16 protein-coding genes and 1 tRNA gene are annotated in these 20,179 nt (G+C 43.3%); 5 read left to right on the top strand and 12 right to left on the bottom strand.

From position 1 onward, the window contains the following. Positions 1-175 precede the first annotated feature (175 nt). Entirely contained in the window at positions 176-1,102 is a 927-nt protein-coding gene (locus tag DWW10_RS01890) for a magnesium transporter CorA family protein (RefSeq protein ID WP_022392252.1), read from the bottom strand. Between the two features lie 273 nt (positions 1,103-1,375). On the opposite strand from DWW10_RS01890, the gene gpmI reads away from it, so the two are divergent. The 4 genes from gpmI (at position 1,376) to DWW10_RS01865 (ending at position 6,652) form a co-directional block, all read left to right on the top strand. Next, positions 1,376-2,890: a 2,3-bisphosphoglycerate-independent phosphoglycerate mutase gene (gene gpmI / locus DWW10_RS01880; protein WP_022392251.1), complete on the top strand. Its 1,515-nt coding sequence runs from the start codon at positions 1,376-1,378 to the stop codon at positions 2,888-2,890. A gap of 136 nt (positions 2,891-3,026) precedes the next feature. Next, positions 3,027-4,121, top strand: a complete 1,095-nt coding sequence (locus DWW10_RS01875; protein WP_118420658.1) for a HAMP domain-containing sensor histidine kinase — start codon at positions 3,027-3,029, stop codon at positions 4,119-4,121. Continuing rightward, a complete protein-coding gene (locus DWW10_RS01870; RefSeq protein ID WP_022392249.1) occupies positions 4,118-6,061 on the top strand; it encodes a tetratricopeptide repeat-containing sensor histidine kinase in 1,944 nt (647 codons plus the stop codon). The genes DWW10_RS01875 and DWW10_RS01870 overlap by 4 nt, the downstream gene beginning before the upstream one ends. Before the next feature lie 9 nt (positions 6,062-6,070). Then, positions 6,071-6,652 (top strand): DUF3109 family protein, encoded by a 582-nt coding sequence (locus DWW10_RS01865; protein WP_022392248.1) that lies wholly within the window; start codon positions 6,071-6,073, stop codon positions 6,650-6,652. Positions 6,653-6,903: 251 nt separating this feature from the next. On the opposite strand, the gene gyrB is transcribed toward DWW10_RS01865, so the two are convergent. The 3 genes from gyrB to DWW10_RS01850 form a co-directional block, all read right to left on the bottom strand. Further along, on the bottom strand, positions 6,904-8,865 hold the full coding sequence (gene gyrB, locus DWW10_RS01860) for a DNA topoisomerase (ATP-hydrolyzing) subunit B (RefSeq protein WP_118221603.1): 1,962 nt from the start codon (positions 8,863-8,865) through the stop codon (positions 6,904-6,906). Between the two features lie 210 nt (positions 8,866-9,075). Then, on the bottom strand, positions 9,076-9,330 hold the full coding sequence (gene rpsT, locus DWW10_RS01855; protein WP_007660764.1) for a 30S ribosomal protein S20: 255 nt from the start codon (positions 9,328-9,330) through the stop codon (positions 9,076-9,078). 40 nt (positions 9,331-9,370) lie between these two features. Further along, positions 9,371-9,442, bottom strand: a tRNA-Glu gene (locus tag DWW10_RS01850). Positions 9,443-9,728: 286 nt separating this feature from the next. Between DWW10_RS01850 and recO the strand changes: the two genes are divergently transcribed. Further along, positions 9,729-10,463 (top strand): DNA repair protein RecO, encoded by a 735-nt coding sequence (recO, locus tag DWW10_RS01845; protein ID WP_022393742.1) that lies wholly within the window; start codon positions 9,729-9,731, stop codon positions 10,461-10,463. Positions 10,464-10,610: 147 nt separating this feature from the next. Here the strand turns inward: recO and DWW10_RS01840 are convergent, their stop codons facing one another. The 8 genes from DWW10_RS01840 to DWW10_RS01805 form a co-directional block, all read right to left on the bottom strand. After that, positions 10,611-11,861, bottom strand: coding sequence for an acyloxyacyl hydrolase (locus DWW10_RS01840; protein WP_022393741.1), 1,251 nt, complete (start codon positions 11,859-11,861; stop codon positions 10,611-10,613). 201 nt (positions 11,862-12,062) lie between these two features. Beyond that, positions 12,063-12,512 (bottom strand): GatB/YqeY domain-containing protein, encoded by a 450-nt coding sequence (locus DWW10_RS01835; RefSeq protein WP_021968176.1) that lies wholly within the window; start codon positions 12,510-12,512, stop codon positions 12,063-12,065. A 54-nt stretch (positions 12,513-12,566) separates the two neighbouring features. Beyond that, a complete protein-coding gene (gene ftsZ, locus DWW10_RS01830) occupies positions 12,567-13,886 on the bottom strand; it encodes a cell division protein FtsZ (protein WP_022393740.1) in 1,320 nt (439 codons plus the stop codon). 104 nt (positions 13,887-13,990) lie between these two features. Beyond that, positions 13,991-15,415, bottom strand: coding sequence for a cell division protein FtsA (gene ftsA / locus DWW10_RS01825; RefSeq protein ID WP_022393739.1), 1,425 nt, complete (start codon positions 15,413-15,415; stop codon positions 13,991-13,993). Between the two features lie 112 nt (positions 15,416-15,527). Beyond that, positions 15,528-16,268: a cell division protein FtsQ/DivIB gene (locus DWW10_RS01820; protein ID WP_022393738.1), complete on the bottom strand. Its 741-nt coding sequence runs from the start codon at positions 16,266-16,268 to the stop codon at positions 15,528-15,530. A 3-nt stretch (positions 16,269-16,271) separates the two neighbouring features. Next, the gene (gene murC, locus DWW10_RS01815; protein ID WP_022393737.1) at positions 16,272-17,645 is read right to left on the bottom strand and encodes a UDP-N-acetylmuramate--L-alanine ligase; all 1,374 of its coding nucleotides are present in this window, start codon (positions 17,643-17,645) and stop codon (positions 16,272-16,274) included. A gap of 67 nt (positions 17,646-17,712) precedes the next feature. Further along, entirely contained in the window at positions 17,713-18,867 is a 1,155-nt protein-coding gene (gene murG / locus DWW10_RS01810; protein WP_022393736.1) for an undecaprenyldiphospho-muramoylpentapeptide beta-N-acetylglucosaminyltransferase, read from the bottom strand. A gap of 11 nt (positions 18,868-18,878) precedes the next feature. After that, a complete protein-coding gene (locus DWW10_RS01805; protein WP_022393735.1) occupies positions 18,879-20,156 on the bottom strand; it encodes an FtsW/RodA/SpoVE family cell cycle protein in 1,278 nt (425 codons plus the stop codon). Between the last annotated feature and the right edge of the window lie 23 nt (positions 20,157-20,179).

Genomic DNA, 20,179 nt, shown 5'->3' with positions numbered 1-20,179 from the left:
GCCTATCTCAGTATGATACTTAGGGTACCTCTGTATCATACTTAGGGTACCTCAGTTCCGTACTGAGATAGGACTATTATAGTAATCTGATAATCAAATAGTTGCAAAAGGATGTTCTAACGTTGATAAATCAAGACAAACAATCAGCAAATAACTGCAATAATAGCAGCTTATTTTAGAACCACTTAATCTTCCTGAACCAGATAAATGTACCTGCCGACAGTATTACGGAGATTAGGATAATGAATATGAAAGCATATGGAAAACCTTCCAGATGAATATCCACATTCATACCATAGAAGCTGGCTATCAGTGTGGGTATCATAAGCGTGATGGAAAGGCTCGTCATGCGTTTCATGATAGCGTTGACGTTATTGGAGATAATAGAAGCAAAAGCATCCATCGTTCCAGTAAGAATGTCACTGTAGATATTTACAGTATTGTATGCCTGTTTCAATTCAATGATTACATCTTCCAATAGTTCCATATCCAGATAATCAGTGTCCTGAAAGATGTTTTTCAAGCGGCCGATCATCACTTCATTACCACGGATGGAAGTATTGAAGTAGACAAGAGTCTTCTGCAACTTCATCAGACGAAGCAAGTCTTCGTTGCGGATACTCTTTTCCAGTTCTTTTTCTGCATTGGCAACGTCATTATTGATTTGCTTCAGATACTTCAAGAACCAAACAGCAGAAGAATAAATCATCCGCAGGATTAAATCCAGTTTATTGTTGACTACGATACCTTTGCGCCGTGTATGCTGGATGAAATCAGAAATAAGTTCGGTTTTGTGGTAACATACCGATACGATAATCTCATTATTAGTAATGATACCTATAGGCACAGTGATAAAAGGAATACCATGCTGGCTACTCTGCATAGGAATACGCAGAATGGTGAGCAACCAGTTACCTTCTGTTTCCGTACGCGGGCGTTCGTCCGCATCGGCGATATCTTCTAAAAATGATTCGGGAACTTTCAGTTCCTGGGTGAGAAAGTCAAAATCATTGTCATCGGGACATTCAACGTTTACCCAGCTATTGGGCATCCATTGTGGCTTTTCCATAAAGCCGGCTTCAGAGTAAAGATACGTTCTCATCGTAATGGCCTCCTTTCTTTAGGGACGAACCGAGGTATTGCGAGCAACGTCTCCGTTCGCTTTAATTATAAATACTATTGCACGTTCGTGGGTTTGAATCGTCCATATTTCTTGTTTTTTGTTTTTTTAAAGCGTGGCAAAAGTACATAAATCATTTGAAACAGTACGCTTTAACCATGCTTTTTTGTACCTTTGCAGCCGGAAAAATCGTTCTCTCTTTAAAGAACGTTTTTGCAGAGGTTAAAGATTGTACATTTAAAATCAATTAATATTATGAGTAAGAAAGCCCTTTTAATGATTCTTGATGGCTGGGGTATCGGCGATCAGGGTAAAGACGATGTGATTTTCAATACACCTACTCCGTACTGGGACAGTCTGCTGGCTACATATCCTCATTCAGAGCTTCAGGCAAGCGGTGAGAATGTAGGTTTGCCCGACGGTCAGATGGGGAACTCGGAAGTAGGTCACCTCAATATCGGTGCCGGACGTATCGTATATCAGGATCTGGTAAAGATTAACCGCGCATGTGCCGACAATAGTATTATGAAGAATCCGGGAATTGTTTCTGCTTTCTCTTATGCTAAAGAAAACGGTAAGAATATTCACTTCATGGGATTGACTTCCAATGGTGGTGTTCACAGCTCATTCGACCACTTATTCAAACTTTGCGATATTGCAAAAGAATATGGTGTTGACAATACTTTCGTTCACTGCTTCATGGATGGTCGTGATACTGACCCGAAGAGCGGCAAGGGCTTTATTGAGCAACTGACTGCACATTGTGAAAAGTCAGCAGGTAAGATTGCTTCTATTGTTGGCCGTTTCTATGCAATGGACCGTGATAAACGTTGGGAACGTGTGAAGGTAGCTTATGATTTGCTGGTAAACGGTGAAGGTAAAGTTGCCACTGATATGGTTCAGGCTATGCAGGAGTCTTATGACGAAGGTGTAACGGATGAATTCATCAAGCCGATTGTAAATGGTAACTTCGATGGAACGATTAAAGAAGGTGATGTAGTTATCTTCTTCAACTATCGTAACGACCGTGCAAAAGAGTTGACAGTAGTGCTGACTCAACAGGATATGCCTGAACAGGGTATGCATATTATTCCGGGCTTGCAGTATTATTGTATGACTCCGTATGATGCATCATTCAAGGGTGTACATATCCTTTTCGATAAAGAAAATGTTCAGAATACATTGGGCGAATATCTGGCAACTCAAGGCAAAACTCAATTGCACATTGCTGAAACAGAGAAGTATGCTCACGTAACTTTCTTCTTCAACGGTGGTCGTGAAACTCCGTATGATGCTGAAGAACGTATCTTGGTTCCGTCTCCGAAAGTAGCTACTTATGACCTGAAACCGGAAATGAGTGCTTACGAGGTAAAGGATAAATTAGTAGAAGCTATTAACACTCAGAAGTTTGATTTCATTGTTGTGAACTATGCAAATGGTGATATGGTAGGACATACCGGTATCTATGACGCCATTGAGAAAGCAGTGAAAGCTATCGACGAATGTGTGAAAGATACCGTAGAAGCAGCTAAAGCTAACGATTATGAAGTTATCATCATTGCTGACCACGGTAATGCAGATCATGCACTGAACGAAGATGGTACTCCGAATACTGCTCACTCTTTGAATCCGGTTCCTTTTGTATATGTAACGGAGAATAAGAATGCTAAAGTCGAGAATGGTGTTTTGGCAGATGTTGCTCCTTCCATTCTGCATATCCTGGGCATGGCACAGCCGGCTGATATGACAGGGAAAGACTTGATTAAGTAAGTAGTAGTCTACAATAGTCAATAAAAGAGATGTTTCAAGAGAATTAATACTCTTGGGGCGTCTCTTTTTTTGTATTTCAATGGCTATCCTTCTTTCTAAAAGGTTATCTTTGCAGATAATACACGCAATTGATGGAATGAAACTACTTATATTATTATTGATATTTGTCTTGTCCGGACTACCATCATCTCTTTGTGCGGAAGAGGTAATAGTGGATAGCTTGTATTGGCAAAATGCTGAACAGAAGATGGGGGAGGGAGAATACGAAGATGCCGCCCATTTGTATAGTAAGATGATAGTGATAGGTGACTCCTTGTTTCGTGTGTATGCCGGTGAGCGTGTGGAAGATATGCGTAAAGATTATCCCATCGATGAACTGGAGTTGCAAAACAGTACACAGCAAAAGCATATATTACAGCTTTCTTTTATAATAATCTTATTCCTTGCAGTCTCTTTATTGGGTGGTTTCTTCTATCTGAAGAAGGTAGGGAAGAAGTTGCTTCATTCCAAGGATGAACTCCAGAAAGCTAAGTTTCTGGCGGAAGAATCCATTCGTAATAAGAGTTTGTTCCTTTCCAATATGAGTCATGAAATCAAGACTCCACTGAATGCATTGGCAGGTTTTTCGGAGGTGTTGACTACACCGGGAATTGATGAGGCTACCCGTACACAGTGCAATGATGTAATTCAACTGAACTCGGAATTGCTGCTTAAATTGATCAATGATGTCGTGGATATTTCATGTCTGGATGTAGCGAATATGAAGTTCAGTATCACTACACATGAGGTTGTAGTTCTTTGCCGCAATGTGGTGAAGATGTTGGATAATATCAAACAGACATCGGCTGATATTCGTTTTGAAACAGAATTGGCTTCATTGGAGATAGAGACAGATCAGGGACGTTTGCAGCAAATGTTGGTGAACTTACTGGTTAATGCTACTAAGTTTACGAAAGAAGGAAGTATCACACTTGCATTACGCTTGGATGAAAAGGGCTTTGCCGAGTTCTCGGTGACAGATACCGGCTGTGGTATTCCTCTTGAAAAGCAAAGCACGATCTTCGGTCGGTTTGAAAAACTAAATGAGGGAGTGCAAGGTACAGGCTTGGGGTTGTCCATCTGCAAACTGATTATTAAACGATTGGGAGGTGAAATTTGGGTAGATTCCGGTTATACTGCCGGTGCCAGGTTTGTATTTATTCATCCTTTAAAGCAGGAGATGGTACGATGAAAAAGCTGGTTTTTATATTGCTTTGTGTGGTCAGTTCAATGTCGTTTGCTGCTACTCAGGATACGGACGATAAGCATTTGCGTGATAGTATCTTCCAGATTTATCAGTCAATGCCTGTAGATACTGCCCGGACACAATTTCTGAAAGATGTCTTTGTACGCAATATTGATAAAGATTGGTCGGCTGAATTGCTTGATTCGGCATTAACCTCTGCAATAAGCATGAAAGATGTGAAAAGCGAACTGGCACTTCGTTACGAATATTTCCGTTATTACACTTTCAGGCTGGATGGTGAAAATATGGATAAAGCATTAGCTCTGCTGAAGGAAGTTTGTTATCGCTGTAAGCTATATGATAATTACTTTTCTGCATTACATTACATGATTCAACTTAAGGGAAGCAGAGGTGATACGGAATCAGCGATTCTCGAATCTCAGAAGATGCGTGAAGAGGCTATTCGCCTGAAAGACAGTCGGGGCGTATTTCTGTCTTATGTGACAGAGGGTAAAGCGTATGTGTTTGCCCGGAACTACGAAAAAGCGATTGAATGCTATAAAAAAGCAGTGGAGTTAACTTCACTTTCCACGGAGGATGAGCTAATGGTTCATCAATATTTAACGAGTGCTTATTATTTGTTTAATAAATATCCTGAAATGATAGCGGAATTGGAGACTCAACGGAGAATCATTGATGGTATCATAAAGGAGCAGCCTGCGATGCTTGATTCTTATAGGGGTAAAATCTTGGAAATAGAATTAATGTATTGTAAAATTTATCTGGCTGTTGAGGATGCTCCTAATCTGAAGAAGCATCTGGATGAAGCTGCAAAGTTCTACAATGATGACTCTTTTCTTTCTACTGTAATTGCTTATAATTTTTCATGGGCGGGCTATTACTATATAACGAAAGATTGGGGTAAATGTTTTCCACAATTTGAGTTGACATTGTCTGCCTTTAAAGGCACTCAGCCCATGTATGAGATGGATATACGTAGAATTATGGGGGATGCTTATGTTGATGCAGGGCGGTATAAAGAAGCTGCTGAAACATATAGAGTGGCTGTGCTGAAATGTGATTCTATCAATAAGGCTACGTTGCGTATGAATGAGGAGACTGTTCAGGCTAATTATAGGATACAGAAAGCTCTGTTAGAGAAAGAAATCGGCGCAAAGCGTTTTTGGCAGATAGCAGTAGGCGGTGCATCTTTATTTGTAATTTTACTTGTTTGGGGAGTATTGCGTGTATCCCGGATTTATCGGGAACTGGCAAAGTCGGAGCATGAAATGCGTGAGTCGTATGCTGTAGTTAAAGCAGCTGATAAGATGAAAGAAGTCTTTCTTCATAATATCACGAATGAAATTCGTGGGCCTCTTAACTCAGTTGTGACACTTTCTGATTATCTTTGCCAAAGAAATGATCTGACCATGGAACAGCAGCAGGAATATGCAACGATTATCCGGCAAAATTCTGAGCAGTTGATCAATTTGATATTTAATATTCTTGATCTTTCACGTTTGGAATCAGGCATGATGAAGTTTAATGTGCAAGAGTATGATATGGTGCAGTTGTGTAAGGATGCCAAGATGAGAGTGGAATTGGAGGAGGGGAATTCTGTTCAACTCGATTTTCTTACTGACTTGAATACCCTGTTGGTGCAAGTGGACACTACCCGTTTCCTGAAGTTGCTTTCTTCTGTTCTGATGCCACCAAAGAGGAGTAAAGAGCAGTATACAATAGAATATACTCTGTTCTATAACGGTGTGGATGAATTGAAGATAGTGGTTACAAACAGTCCGCTGCTCATGGATGCAGAAAACGAAAGAGAACGTGAAATTCAGCATGCCATAAACCGCTTGTATCTGGAAACCTTTCAGGGTGGTTATCAGTTATGTGAGGAAGATGGTAAACAGTTGATTATAATAACATATCCTATAAAATAAGAGAAAAATATGATACAAATAGGTGACGTAGTAGTCAGTTTTGATGTGCTGCGTGAAAAATTTATATGTAATCTGGATGCTTGCAAGGGTGCTTGTTGTATTGAGGGAGATGCCGGGGCTCCGGTAGAACTGGATGAAATCGAAAAGCTGGAGGAGGTACTTCCTGAGATTTGGGAAGAACTTGCCCCGGAGGCACGTGCCATTATAGAGAAACAAGGTGTTGTATATACCGACTGTGAGGGCGATTTGGTAACTTCCATTGTAAACAACAAAGACTGTGTTTTTACTTGTTATGATGAGAAAGGATGTTGTTATTGTGCCATAGAGAAAGCTTACCGGAACGGAAAGACAGACTTCTACAAACCAGTTTCCTGCCATTTGTATCCGATCAGGGTCGGGAATTACGGAGTTTATAAAGCAGTGAACTATAACCGTTGGGATGTGTGCAAAGCCGCTGTATTGCTGGGGCAGAAAGAGAACATACCGGTATACAAGTTCCTGAAAGAACCATTGATACGTAAATTCGGTGAAGACTGGTATGCTGAGCTGGAATTGGTGGCAGAAGAGATGAAGAAACAGAATATGTTGTAGATATCATATAGAATCCGTCTCATGAAGCGAAGTAAATCGTCTCGTGAGCTGAAAAAATCCGTCCTGTGAAGTGAAAATATCTATCCCGTGGGACGGATTTTTCTATCTCGTGAGATGAAAAAGAAAAACGCCGGGCAACAGGATTTTCCTGTCCGCCCGGCGTTTCTTCGTTGTAAGATGTGAGGTTGGTTAATAAAAACGTGTTATTCAGTGACTAACCACTAATCGTTAATCATTAATCACTGTTTTTCTTACGCATCGATATTTGCATACGTTGCATTCTTTTCGATAAATTCACGGCGCGGTCCTACGTCTTCGCCCATCAGCATGGAGAATATGTAATCCGCTTCGGCAGCATTTTCAATGCTTACCTGCTTCAACATACGGTGTTCCGGGTTCATAGTCGTACTCCACAACTGTTCCGGGTTCATTTCACCCAAACCTTTGTATCGTTGTGTGTGTACGGCACTTTCTGATCCGCCTCCATATGTATCGATAAACTTCTGGCGTTGTTGATCCGTCCAGCAATATTCCTCCACTTTGCCTTTCTTACAAAGATAGAGCGGTGGGGTAGCAATATACAGATACCCGTTCTGAATAATTTGCGGGAAGTAACGGAAGAAGAGTGTCATGATCAGTGTGTCGATGTGAGAACCATCGACGTCGGCATCGGTCATGATGATAACCTTCTTGTAACGCAACTTATCGATATTTGCTTCCTTGCTGTCTTCAGTGTTTACGCCGAAACGAATACCCAGTGCCTGGATGATATTGTTTACTTCATCACTTTCGAACGCCTTGTGCCACATGGCCTTTTCTACGTTCAGAATCTTACCGCGAAGCGGTAGAATAGCCTGGAATCTGCGGTCACGACCTTGTTTTGCAGAACCACCTGCCGAGTCACCCTCGACGAGGAACAATTCGCATTCGTCCGCATCCTTACTTGAACAGTCAGCCAGTTTACCGGGCATACCGCCACCGGACATCGGTGATTTACGTTGTACGGATTCGCGTGCCTTACGTGCGGCAACACGTGCCTGGGCAGCCAGAATCACTTTGTCTACCACCATCTTCGCTTCTTTCGGATGCTCTTCCAGGTAGTAGTTCAGAGCTTCACCTACAGCTTGGTCTACGGCTCCCATCACTTCGCTGTTTCCGAGCTTCGTCTTGGTCTGGCCTTCAAACTGAGGTTCTGCCACCTTGATGGAGATTACAGCTGTCAGACCTTCACGGAAGTCATCACCTGCAATTTCCACTTTAGCTTTCTCCAACATCTTGTTATCATCGGCATATTTCTTCAGCGTACGGGTCAGTGCGCGACGGAAACCTGCAAGGTGTGTACCACCTTCGATGGTATTGATGTTGTTTACATAAGAGTGGATATTTTCGTTATAAGACGTATTGTACATGATAGCCACTTCCACCGGTGTACCTTGTTTCTCTGTATTGATGTAGATAACGTCATTCACCAGGTGTTCGCGGGAAGAGTCGATGTAGCGAACGAATTCTTTCAGACCTTCTTCTGAATAGAATACTTCCATCTTTGCATTGTTCTCTTCATCTTTTACGCGAAGGTCGGTCAAGGTAATCTTGATACCGGCATTCAGGTAAGCCAACTCGCGCATGCGGGTGGCGAGGATTTCGTAATTATAAACCGTTTCAGTGAAGATCGTATTGTCCGGCCAGAATTGCTGACGCGTACCTGTAATATCACTTGTGCCGATTTCTTTCACCGGATACAACGGATGACCACATTCATATTCCTGTTGGTAGATCTTTCCATTACGGAAAACCTGTGTAGTCATGTGGGTAGACAGAGCGTTTACACAGGATACACCTACACCGTGCAAACCGCCGGATACTTTGTAAGAACCCTTATCGAATTTACCACCGGCATGCAGTACGGTCATAACTACTTCCAGGGCTGACTTCTGTTCCTTTTCATGGAAGTCAACCGGAATACCACGTCCGTTGTCCTGTACAGTGATAGAATTGTCTTCGTTGATGGTTACTTCAATGTGGTCGCAATAGCCGGCGAGAGCTTCGTCGATAGAGTTATCCACAACTTCATAAACCAGGTGGTGAAGTCCTTTCGTACTAATGTCACCAATATACATTGCGGGGCGCTTTCTAACGGCTTCCAAACCTTCCAGAACCTGGATGTTTTCGGCTGAATAGCTCCCGCTATTGGAGTTAATCTGTTCTTCAGTCATAATCTAATTTCCTTATTCAAATAACAGAGCAAATATAGTGAAAATTCGTGAGATACGGAACTAAACTGAGTGATAAATTTCATTCGTTTACAGCTTTTTAGCTTCTTCCGGAGGGTGTTTGGGATAGGGGAGGTAAATATGTCATATGCAGAAAAGGTCGGACTAAAAAGTCCAACCTTCCGATATTTCTTTTGTGTAATATTAATTAGCTTATCCCAGCTTATTAATGTAAAGAGCCAACTTAGACTTCAAGTTGCTTGCCTTGTTCTTGTGGATCACATTGGTTTTAGCCAATTTGTCCAACATCTTAGTTATACCCGGATACATTGCAGTAGCTTCTGCCTTGTCGGTTGTAGAACGAAGCTTTCTAACAGCATTTCTCATGGTCTTACCATAGTATCTGTTGTGAAGTCTTCTAGTCTCTTCTTGTCTGATTCTTTTCAGTGATGATTTGTGATTTGCCATTTCGACTAATCTTTTTTTAATTCGTTTATTTTTTTAATTGTAGCCCGTGGGGGAATCGAACCCCCCTTTCAAGAATGAAAATCTTGCGTCCTAACCGATAGACGAACGGGCCATCCTTTGTTGAGCATTTCTGCTCTTGCAGAGAGATTATCTCTCGTTTGCGGTTGCAAATGTAGGGACTATTTTTGAATTGGCAAAATAATCATGAGAAAAAAATAAAGGAATATGTCGGGCTTATTCTGCTATTTGTGGTTTATTATCTGAATATCAGTGGAATAAAAGCTTTCATTTTTTTACTTGTCTGCCTGCCTTTTTTTATTTATCCGTGTTTTATCCCTGCTGTTTCCGTCTTTTTTCGTAGTTTTGTTACCGGATTGAAACCAAAAGAGTAAGTGCGGATGTTACAGAAAACGCTGGGGATTGTGCTGCATACCCTGAAATATAACGATACTTCCCTTATTGCAGACATTTATACAGAGGTGGTCGGGCGTGCTTCGTTCATCGTAAAGATTCCCCGTTCGCGAAAGGCTGCGGTGAAGCCGGTATTGTTCCAACCATTGGCTTTGGTGGAACTGGAAGCTGATTTCCGTCCGAATGCCAGTATATATAAGATAACGGAAGCGAAGTCTTTCTATCCGTTTTCTTCTATTCCTTATGACCCGTATAAGTCTTCCATTGCACTTTTCCTGGCGGAATTTCTCTATCGGGCAGTGCGTGAGGAGACTGAAAATCATCCGTTGTTTGCGTACTTGCAGCATTCTATCATTTGGCTGGATGAGTGCCGTGATAATTTTGCCAACTTCCATTTGGTATTTCTGATGCGCTTATCCCGTTTCCTGGGATTGTATCCTAATCTGGAAGATTATCAAAAAGGCGATTATTTTGATATGCTGAATGCTTGTTTTACTCCTTTGCGACCGCAACTCCATTCTTCTTATATACTTCCGGAGGAAGCCTCACGGTTGATAATGCTGATGCGCATGAATTATGAAACAATGCATCTTTTTGCCATGAACCGCGCCGAGCGTACTCGTTGCCTTACAATAATGAATGAATATTATCGCCTCCACTTGCCTGACTTTCCCGTATTAAAGTCTCTTGAGGTGTTGAAGGAGCTCTTTGATACGGATTAATAAATCCTTTGACGCGGAACAATAAGCCCTTTCCTGCATATCTTCCTGACCCTTGATGCAAAAGATACCATCTTTTGCATGAGATTAAGCAGGGATGTGTAAGAGATGTGTTAGGGATATGGGGAAGCCCCCTGGACATGGTGCGTTTTATCTTCTGTGAAAGGTAGGATACTTGTTATTGAAGCGGAAGCCGATACCCATCATCAGATAATTCGGGTCACTGAAGTTCTTCAGGTTATACCCGATATGCAGATAAGAACTGCGGGTCATCTCCACTTTGAGTGTCAATACTTGGTAGATACCTTTATGGTCACCGCCACCGTGCAGCACATTGGCTCCGATACCCACACCTACTGTGAAGTAAGGCATTACATATTCTGCGCGTCCGGAAATACCTAAAGCTAACTGTTTTTCCAATGAAGGCTTGTAGCATTCATTGCCGTTTCCGGGGATGGTATAGACATTGGAACTGGCATCATATACGCCATCCAGTGATACACCTGTGCGGAATTTATATCCGATGTTATACATAGGTGCGAAATTGAAACCAAGCACAGTATAGGCATCTGGTGAAGCAATTTGTCCGCTTCCTACCCATACTCCTTTCCGTCTCCATGAACCGAACAGGGTTAAGTCGTAGCTGAGGTATCGTGAGAACTTTGGAATAGGAGCTTGATATAGAGGCTTGGTGAGTGCATCTTTAGGTCTGTTGAAGTTGTAGATAACCCCTACTTTTAGGCCCATTGTATTGAGGCCGGCATTGGGAAATTTAGTATTACCATTGGAGAAATGGGTACCCGTAACTCCGGCAACCAGGTCGATTTCCCGTGAAACCATCCAGTTGAATTGTATGCCCGCATTGATATAGGCATTTGCTTTCGAACCGATCACACTGTTGTGAGGGTTGGTGTAGTCGTCATAGGGTTTCCATCCTAAAGATAAACCGAAGTTCCATTCGTAATTGAGTGATAGCCGCGAAGTAATACGGGCAATACGTGCTCCCTGATAGAGGTAAATGGCAATCGGATTTCCTAATTCTTCTTTGCTTCCGAAATCGTAATAGCCTAAACCTATACCTTGGTAGGCACTGCCATAAATCCGGTCGGCGCAAGTATTGGGCTTAAATTGGAATGAATATTTCAAGTGGGCTGAATAACCCCATTCGTAAGGCTTCCATTGTGAGTTATCTCCTGCCAGAAAAGAACTGGTCTGGAAAATGTATCCCGGGCGGTATTCTACTCCCAGTCTGTGAATAAAGCGTTTGGCGAAGTAACCTGTATCCGGCTTGTATCCCGGTATGCTATCTTGCGCCCGGTTCTTTGCATGAGCAACGTCAGACAAGAAAAACATTGTCCCCACAAGGACTATTAATTTCCATATCTTTATATTGCTTTTCATGATATTGTGCCAGAATTCTAGTTTTATTATTATGCGGGGATATTCCCTTAAAATGCGTGGCAAATATAACGATAGTATTTGAATTAAAAATTATGATACTCAATAAAATGCAAAAAGAAGCCGTGTTTTTGGGAGATAGAAGTTGATTCGTCTTCTTCTATCTCCCGAAAACACGGCCAATGACGGTGACAAAGCGGGAGATTATCCCAGCAATTCTTTTACTTTGGCGGAGATGGCACGTCCTTCGGCAAGTCCGGCAAGCTTCTTGGAAGCAACCCCCATTACCTTACCCATATCTTTACCACTGGTAGCACCTGTTTCGGCAATAATTTCTTTCAAGGCAGCTTCCAACTCTTCGGCTGACATTTGTTTGGGCAGATAGACCTCAATCACCTTAACCTGTGCCAGTTCTTCGTCTGCCAAGTCCTGGCGACCTTGCTGGATGTATATTTCAGCTGCATCTTTACCTTGTTTCATGAGCTTCTGCATAATTTTCAATGCAGCATCGTCAGTCAGAGTATCGTTAGCTCCCGGAGCTGTTTTTGCTTCCAGGAATACTTTCTTGATGTTTCTCAGTGTTTCGAGAGCTACTTTGTCTTTGGCTTTCATTGCGGTTTTAATGTCTTCGCTGACTCTTTCAAATAAATCCATAATGCTATTTATTATTTTACTATTTACATTTAATAATTGGAGTTGCTCTGTAGCTTAGAAAGTAATCACACCTCCCAAGTCTTCACCTCCTTGTGCTTCTTCCGTAGCTATCTGTCCTTCGGTGGCGGCTTTGGTCTTGATAGTACTCAAAGTACTCTTATCGCGCAGATACGTCGGTGAACTTTCTACCATGCTGATAATGTCGGCATTGTCCAGGTCTTCCGGGTTGAAGATATAGATATGGCGGCGTTTGCGGATATTCTTACTACCGATGCCGCTGGCACTTTCACCATAGGCTTTACGGATACGTTCTTTGTTCTTTTCCTTTTCTTCTTCGAGTTGAAGTTGTCGTTCTTCCTCTTCCTGGCTGCGCTTTTCGAGTACGCTATCCATGCCGGGAACATCCTCCATTCCGAAACCGGTGGCAAGTACGGTAATCTTTACTTTGCCCTCCAATGCGTTATCCATAGCCACACCCCAGATAACCTCTACACCTTCGCGGAACTTGCTCATGAATTCGTGAATCTCGTTCATTTCCTCCATCATCAGTTCTGAACTGTCGCAGAAGGATACGTTCAGCATCACCTTCTTGGCATTGAAAATATCGTTGTTGTTCAGTAACGGAGAATGCAGGGCGTCGTCGATAGCTTTGGTCACACGACTTTCACCTTCGCCGAAACCGGTACTCATGATAGCCACACCACCATCTTTGAGGATGGTTTTCACATCTGCAAAGTCAAGGTTCACTGTTCCGCGCATAGTGATAATCTCGGCAATACTTTTGGCGGCAATAGACAATGTATCATCTGCCTTGCCGAAAGCATTCATGAACGTAAGGTCGGAATATATCTCGCGCAAGCGTTCGTTATTGATAACCAGCAGGGCATCTACATGTTGGGCGATACGCTCCACACCGTCCAGTGCCTGGATAATCTTCTTTTCACCTTCGAAGATGAAAGGTATGGTGACGATACCGACCGTAAGGATGTCCATTTCTTTGGCTATGCGGGCTATGACGGGAGCAGCGCCCGTACCTGTTCCGCCACCCATTCCGGCAGTAATGAATACCATTTTTGTACCGTCGTTCAGTAGCGCTTTGATTTCTTCACTACTTTCTTCGGCAGCTTCGCGGGCACGTTCGGGACGGTTTCCGGCACCTAGTCCCTCGGTGATAGAACGCCCCAGTTGTAATTTCACGGGGACGGGAGACTCTTTCAACGCTTGGTTGTCTGTGTTGCACAGAACGAACGTCACGTCGTGTATGCCTTCCCGGTACATGTGGTTCACGGCGTTACCACCACCACCACCTACACCAATCACTTTGATGATCTTCGGTGAGTCTGTCGGGAAATCGAATTGTACTATATCGTCCATGATTATAGAATTTTGAATTATGAATTATAGATGATGAATGCCTCGCGCGTCCTAACAGCGCAGCCAATTCATAACTTATAATTCATAATTTATAATTAAAAAACTTATTTCAAATCGTCATCCGAGAAAATTTCATTGGAAAGCTTGTTGAAAGTCTTTTCAAACCAGCTGGGACCTTCTTTCTTCTTTTTCTTTTTCTCTTCTTTCTCTTTACGCTCTTTCTCCTTACGTTCCCGTTCGCGACGTTCTTTCTCTTCCTTGTCACGTTGAGCCTTGGCAGCGCGGGCGGCGGCTTCCTGTTCTTTCAGGGCTTCATCATCGCCGAACATATCGACGGGTTGTTTCGGAACAGTCGTAGTTGTAACAGCGGGTTTCACTTCTTGCAGACAGCAGTTCTCATTTCCTGCTGCAAGCAGTCCGAGCAGGGTATTCTGCATACAGTCTTTCTTCAGCACATCATTGAAGCCGTGGATGCTGTTATGAACAAATTTGGCGGTCTTTACTTTATCAGCCTTGCTACGTTTACGGAACGCTTCTTCCAGGTTTTTCAGGTTGGCACCTCCACCGGTAAAAATGATACCGGATAATAGTTTATCCTCGTATCCTGACAGTTGAAGCTGGTTCCATACATTGGCAAGGATTTCCTCGGCGCGTGCATCGATGATATCATTCAATACGTTAAGTTCGATGCTTCGACCGTCCTCCAAAGTACAGACTGCGGGTGTCTCTGTTTCCTCTTCTTCGTAGAGCATATCACCGTACTTCTTTTTCAGTTGTTCAGCTTCGGCCTCTTCCATTTGCAGGGCAGTGATGTCACGGGTAATATTGTTTCCACCCAGTGGCAATACACTGAGGAAGCGGAGCATATTATTTTTATAAACCGATACGGTCGTTGTATCCGCACCGAAATCCACCAATGCACAACCCGAACGCATCTCACTTTCCGTCAGCACGGCGTTTGCCAATGCTATCGGAGCGATGAGCAGGTCGGCTATTTCTATCTTAGCCTGTTCAAAGCTGTGCTCCAGATTCTTCTTAAGTGAAGCACGGGCCACAATATTCAGGAAGTTTCCTGTGATACGCTTGCCTGCCACACCTACCGGGTCGGCTTGAAGATTATTGTCTATTTTATATTCCTGCGGGGCGACATCCAGCACACTCATGTCCATCAGGGGGACTTCGAGGTTTTCGTCGCTGATAGCGTCTACCAACTCTTGTGAGATAATCCCTTCCTCTTCCAGCACACGGCTTACCGCATTCTTTACCGTGCGCAAAGACTGTCCGCCAATGCCTACGTATACTTTGGCAATGGAGTTGTTCAACTGGCTTTCCAGCTTGTTGATGATGGAAGTCAGAGCCTGTGCGGTCTTATCAATGTTGTAGATGACTCCTTTATGGATAAAAGAAGCGGCATCTTCACGCGCATAAGCCAGCACTTGTATGCTTCCGTCACTGTTCTTCTTTCCTGCGATACCGGAAATCTTGGAAGAACTCAACTCGATAGCGGCGATAAATTCTGTTGTTGCCATATCTTTTCTATTAATTATATTTTCATTTACCATTTACAATGTACCATTTACCATTAAGATTGCACCACTACCCTACATAGCAAATTGTACATTGTAAATGGTAAATTGTACATCACTTCTCTCGCTTTGTACAGATAATCTGGTTACTAAATTCAACGCTAATGCGGGAATATTTGTTCCATCCTACCTGATTTAAACCTCTTTCATAAAAAGCTTTCATCCGTTCGAGTTTACGCTCAAAACCATTCAGCTTTCCAAGATAGATAATATGGTCGCCTACGCGAGGCACCAGTTCCACGTCTTTGTCCGACAGCACATGTATCTGTTCAATCTGTGCTTCCCAGAACTTATTATTCTGCAAAAATACACCAAACTTATATAAATCCCTCATGGCAAACGACTTTTCTACTCTTCCGGTCACTATAGCAAGGTGAGCCACGCACTTTGCATCGGGTGGCATCACAGTACCTTTGTTGTCCAGATAGTAGTTCTCACCGTTCGCACTCATCACTCGTAGGATAGGGATACGTTGACTGACTTCTACGCAAAGTTTGCCACTGGGAGTCTTGTAGCATTCCACTTCATCAATAAGCGGATGTTTGGCAAGTTCCCGTTCCAGCGTTTTACTACGGATGCGATCCATTGGTTTACCAACTGGATAAATCCCTTTCTTTTCCAGAATACCTGCCACTTCCTTTTTGGTGATGAAACCCGCATAGACGGTATCTTTGATAACCAATTCCATGTCATTGCACACCTGTCCGGCAGGCTTCCGGTTGAAAGCCGAGAGAGCTACCACCAGATAGGCGATGACGAGCAGTAGGACGATAGACAATAGAATTCGTTTTAACATGGGCTATTTATTTAATAGTTTAGTGATTTCAGGGACGTAGTTGTCTATATCTCCGGCACCTAAAGTTATCAGAACTTCAATCTGCTTCTGAGATAAGAGTTCCAGTATATCCTCTTTTTTGCACATGCATTTCTCAATGCCCGGTCGCAGATTATCGTATATCAATTGGCTGGTGACACCAGGAATCGGTTGCTCACGTGCCGGGTAGATATCTACGAGAATGACTTCGTCAAGTAGCGACAGGCTGTCGGCAAATTCCTTATAGAAATCGCGCGTGCGGGTATAGAGATGTGGTTGGAAGATAGCTGTAATCTTCTTGTCCTGATACAGATCACGAATAGATTTCGCACTCTGTGCTATTTCGGCAGGATGATGGGCATAGTCGCTCAGGAATACGACTTTGTCATTCTTGATCTTGAAATCGAAACGACGGTCTACTCCGTGGAAACTTGCCATACCTTGCTTGATCTCTTCGTCTGTCGCACCATTGAGGTGGGCGAGTGCCATGGCTGCTACGCCATTCTCTATATTGATGCTGACGGGAACACCCAGTTGGATATCATTAATACGCGTGTCGGGTGCAACAAAATCAATAAAGATCTCACCATTTCCGATACGGATATTCTCTGCGTGGAAATCTCCTTCGGTACGGGCGTAACTATAGACTTTTACACCGGATTGCACATCAGGTTTCAAAGCAATGTCCTTGTGTATAATGAGTGCACCACCCGGCTGGATAAGCGTCGTATAATGACGAAAACTTTCCAGGTAGGCTTCTTCTGTGCCATAAATATCCAGATGGTCGGGATCTGTGGCAGTTATTACGCTCATGTAAGGTGATAACCAGTGGAATGAGCGGTCAAATTCATCTGCCTCGATCACAGTGTATGGACTGGACTGTGATAATAACAGGTTAGTACCATAATTCTTGGAGATACCTCCGAGGAATGCAGTGCAACCTACGTGTGATTGATAAAGCAGATGCGCTGCCATTGTACTGGTGGTTGTTTTACCATGTGTACCGGCTACACATAAGCCTTTGCTACTATGTGTGATCGTTCCTAAAACCTGTGCCCGTTTTTGAATCTCGAAACCATTGTTACGGAAATAGACTAATTCGGCATGCTCTTGCGGAACAGCCGGAGTATACACTACCAAAGTGCTCTCTGCATTCTTGCAGGCTTCAGGAATCAGATCCACATTCTCTTCGTAATGTATCTGTGCTCCTTCTGCAATCAGGTGTTCGGTTAGTTCGCTTGGGGTACGGTCGTAGCCGGCAACGAGCTTTCCCTTTGATAAGAAGTAGCGTATCAGGGCGCTCATACCGATGCCACCGGCACCAACGAAATATACGGATTTTATATTTTCTATATTCATGTATTTTAGTGTTTAGCGGTTAGTGATTAGTGATTAGCGCTGTGTGTACGGGGCTAATCACTAAATACTAATCGTTATTTATCAGTTTCAATACTTCTTTTGCAATAATGGTTGCCGAATCCGGCAAAGCCAGTTTTGCAATGTTTTCGCTCAATGTTTTCAGCTTCTCGACATCTGTGACAGTTTCAAGAGCCACAGGAACCAGATGCTTCATGGCATCTACATCTTTCACATAAATGGCGGCTTTCTTATCTACCAGTGCCAGTGCATTTTTAGTCTGATGGTCTTCCGCCACATTAGGCGAAGGCACCAGAATGACCGGTTTGTTCAGCAGGCAGAATTCAGAGATAGAACCTGCACCTGCACGGGAAATAACCAGATCGGCAGCTGCATATGCGCTTGCCATGTCTTTGATGAAATCCGTTACATACAGATTCGGGATAGCAGGAATACGTGGATTACGTATAGCTTCGCCTGTTGCGGTAGTAATGGCATCCTTGACTTGCTGGATATATATTTTTCCTGTCTGCCAGATGAACTGAATGTCGCCGTTTGCTTTTATCGTATCCAGTGCAGCAATGAGGGTCTGATTGATGGTACGTGCCCCCAAGCTACCACCCAGTATCAATATTGTTTTCTTCTCCGGATTGAAACCGAAAGAGGTTACAGCTTCTTCGCGGCTCTGTTTATTTGCTAACAGGTTCTGACGTACGGGATTCCCTGTCATGATAATCTTATCTGCGGGGAAGAATTTCTCCATTCCATCATATGCTACGCAGATTTTACATGCTTTCTGTGCAAGCAATTTGTTTGTTACTCCTGCATAAGAATTCTGCTCTTGTATCAAAGTAGGGACTCCCATCATGCCCGCTACTTTTAATGTAGGACCACTGGCATATCCGCCTACACCTACTGCTACCTGCGGGCTAAATTCTTTCAGGATACGGCGTGCTTTCCACTGGCTACGCAACAACTTGATAATTACTGCAAAGTTCTTCCATAAGCGCTTACGGTCGAACCCTGCTACAGGCAGACCGATAATTTTATATCCTGCATCGGGCACACGTTGCATCTCCATTCGTCCTTCTGCACCTACAAAGAGGATCTCAGCATCAGGGCGCAGTTCCTTGATGGCGTTGGCGATAGATACTGCAGGAAATATATGCCCTCCTGTACCTCCACCACTGATGATGACACGCGGTCCGTTATTTTTTGTTTCCATATATCTTATTTTTATTCAAATTCAGCATCACTGTTCAATACCTTCGCCGTCGGGTCAGCAGCCGTTTGTGCATCGCTATTTGTCTCTTCGGCAGGTGCTTCTACTTGCATGGGTATCAAAGCATCATGTTCTTTCTGTTCTTCCAGTCTGGCGGTGTAGCGGCTCACACTCAGTATCATGCCGATATAAGCACAGTTGATAAGCGTAGAAGTACCACCTTTACTGATAAGTGGAAGCGGCTGTCCGGTTACCGGGGCCAATCCTACTGCTACCATCATATTGAATACAGCTTGCGATACAAGTAGTAGTGCAATTCCTATTATAAGGAAAGCAGGGAACGTTCGTTCACACTTCTTCGCAATACGCCCGACTCGTATCAGTAGACAGACGTAAAGGAATACGACGAAAGCTCCACCTATCAATCCCAACTCTTCGATAATGATAGCAAAGATAAAGTCAGAGAAAGCCTGGCTCAGGAAGTCGCGTTGTACCGAGTTACCCGGCCCTTTACCTACAACGTGACTCGTAGCTACAGCAATACGTGCATGGGCAATCTGGGCATCTTTGTCTATATCGAATTTAGCAGCAGGTACCTCATTGTCATTTGTAAACTTCTCGATACGGGCACGCCATGTGTCGAAGCGGTGCAGGAATGGCAAATCACTATTCTTGGTTAGTACAAGGAATGTTATGCCTATAATTGCTACTCCAGCCAGACCGCCTGCCAGTATTAATAATTTCTTCATTGCCACTCGCCCGATGAACATCATCAAATAAACCACTCCGAAAAGCAGTGCTGCCGTCGAGAGGTTTTCCGGGGCAATCAGCAGACAAATGACACCTGTGATGATCATGATACGTTTAAAAGCTTTCGGACTGGCTCCATCTTCGTCCTGCCCCTTCGAAAGAATAAAGGCGGTAACGATGATAACAGCCATTTTGGCTACTTCCGAAGGTTGGAACTGAACCCCCATGAAGGTCATCCAGCGTGCAGCACCGTTAATGCGTTCCATCATCATAACGAGGGCCAGCAGTACCACGGATAGTGGAAGCAGGAATACAGGAAATACCTGAAACCATTTATAGGGGATATTGTGCATAAACACCACTACTACGGCACCCACCATCAAGATGATGCTGTGCTGTGTAATCGGCCCCCAGTGGTCACCGCTTTTATACGTCAGGGTAGACGCAGCGCTGAACACTTCTACGATAGAAATGAGGCAAAGGAAAAGGAATATAATCCAGATTACCTTATCACCTTTGAATATGCTTTTTAATAAATCCAATGCTTCGCAGATTAATAATTAAT

This window comes from Bacteroides intestinalis (assembly GCF_003464595.1).
Taxonomy (GTDB): domain Bacteria; phylum Bacteroidota; class Bacteroidia; order Bacteroidales; family Bacteroidaceae; genus Bacteroides; species Bacteroides intestinalis_A.
This window is presented reverse-complemented; position numbering and strand designations above follow the sequence as displayed.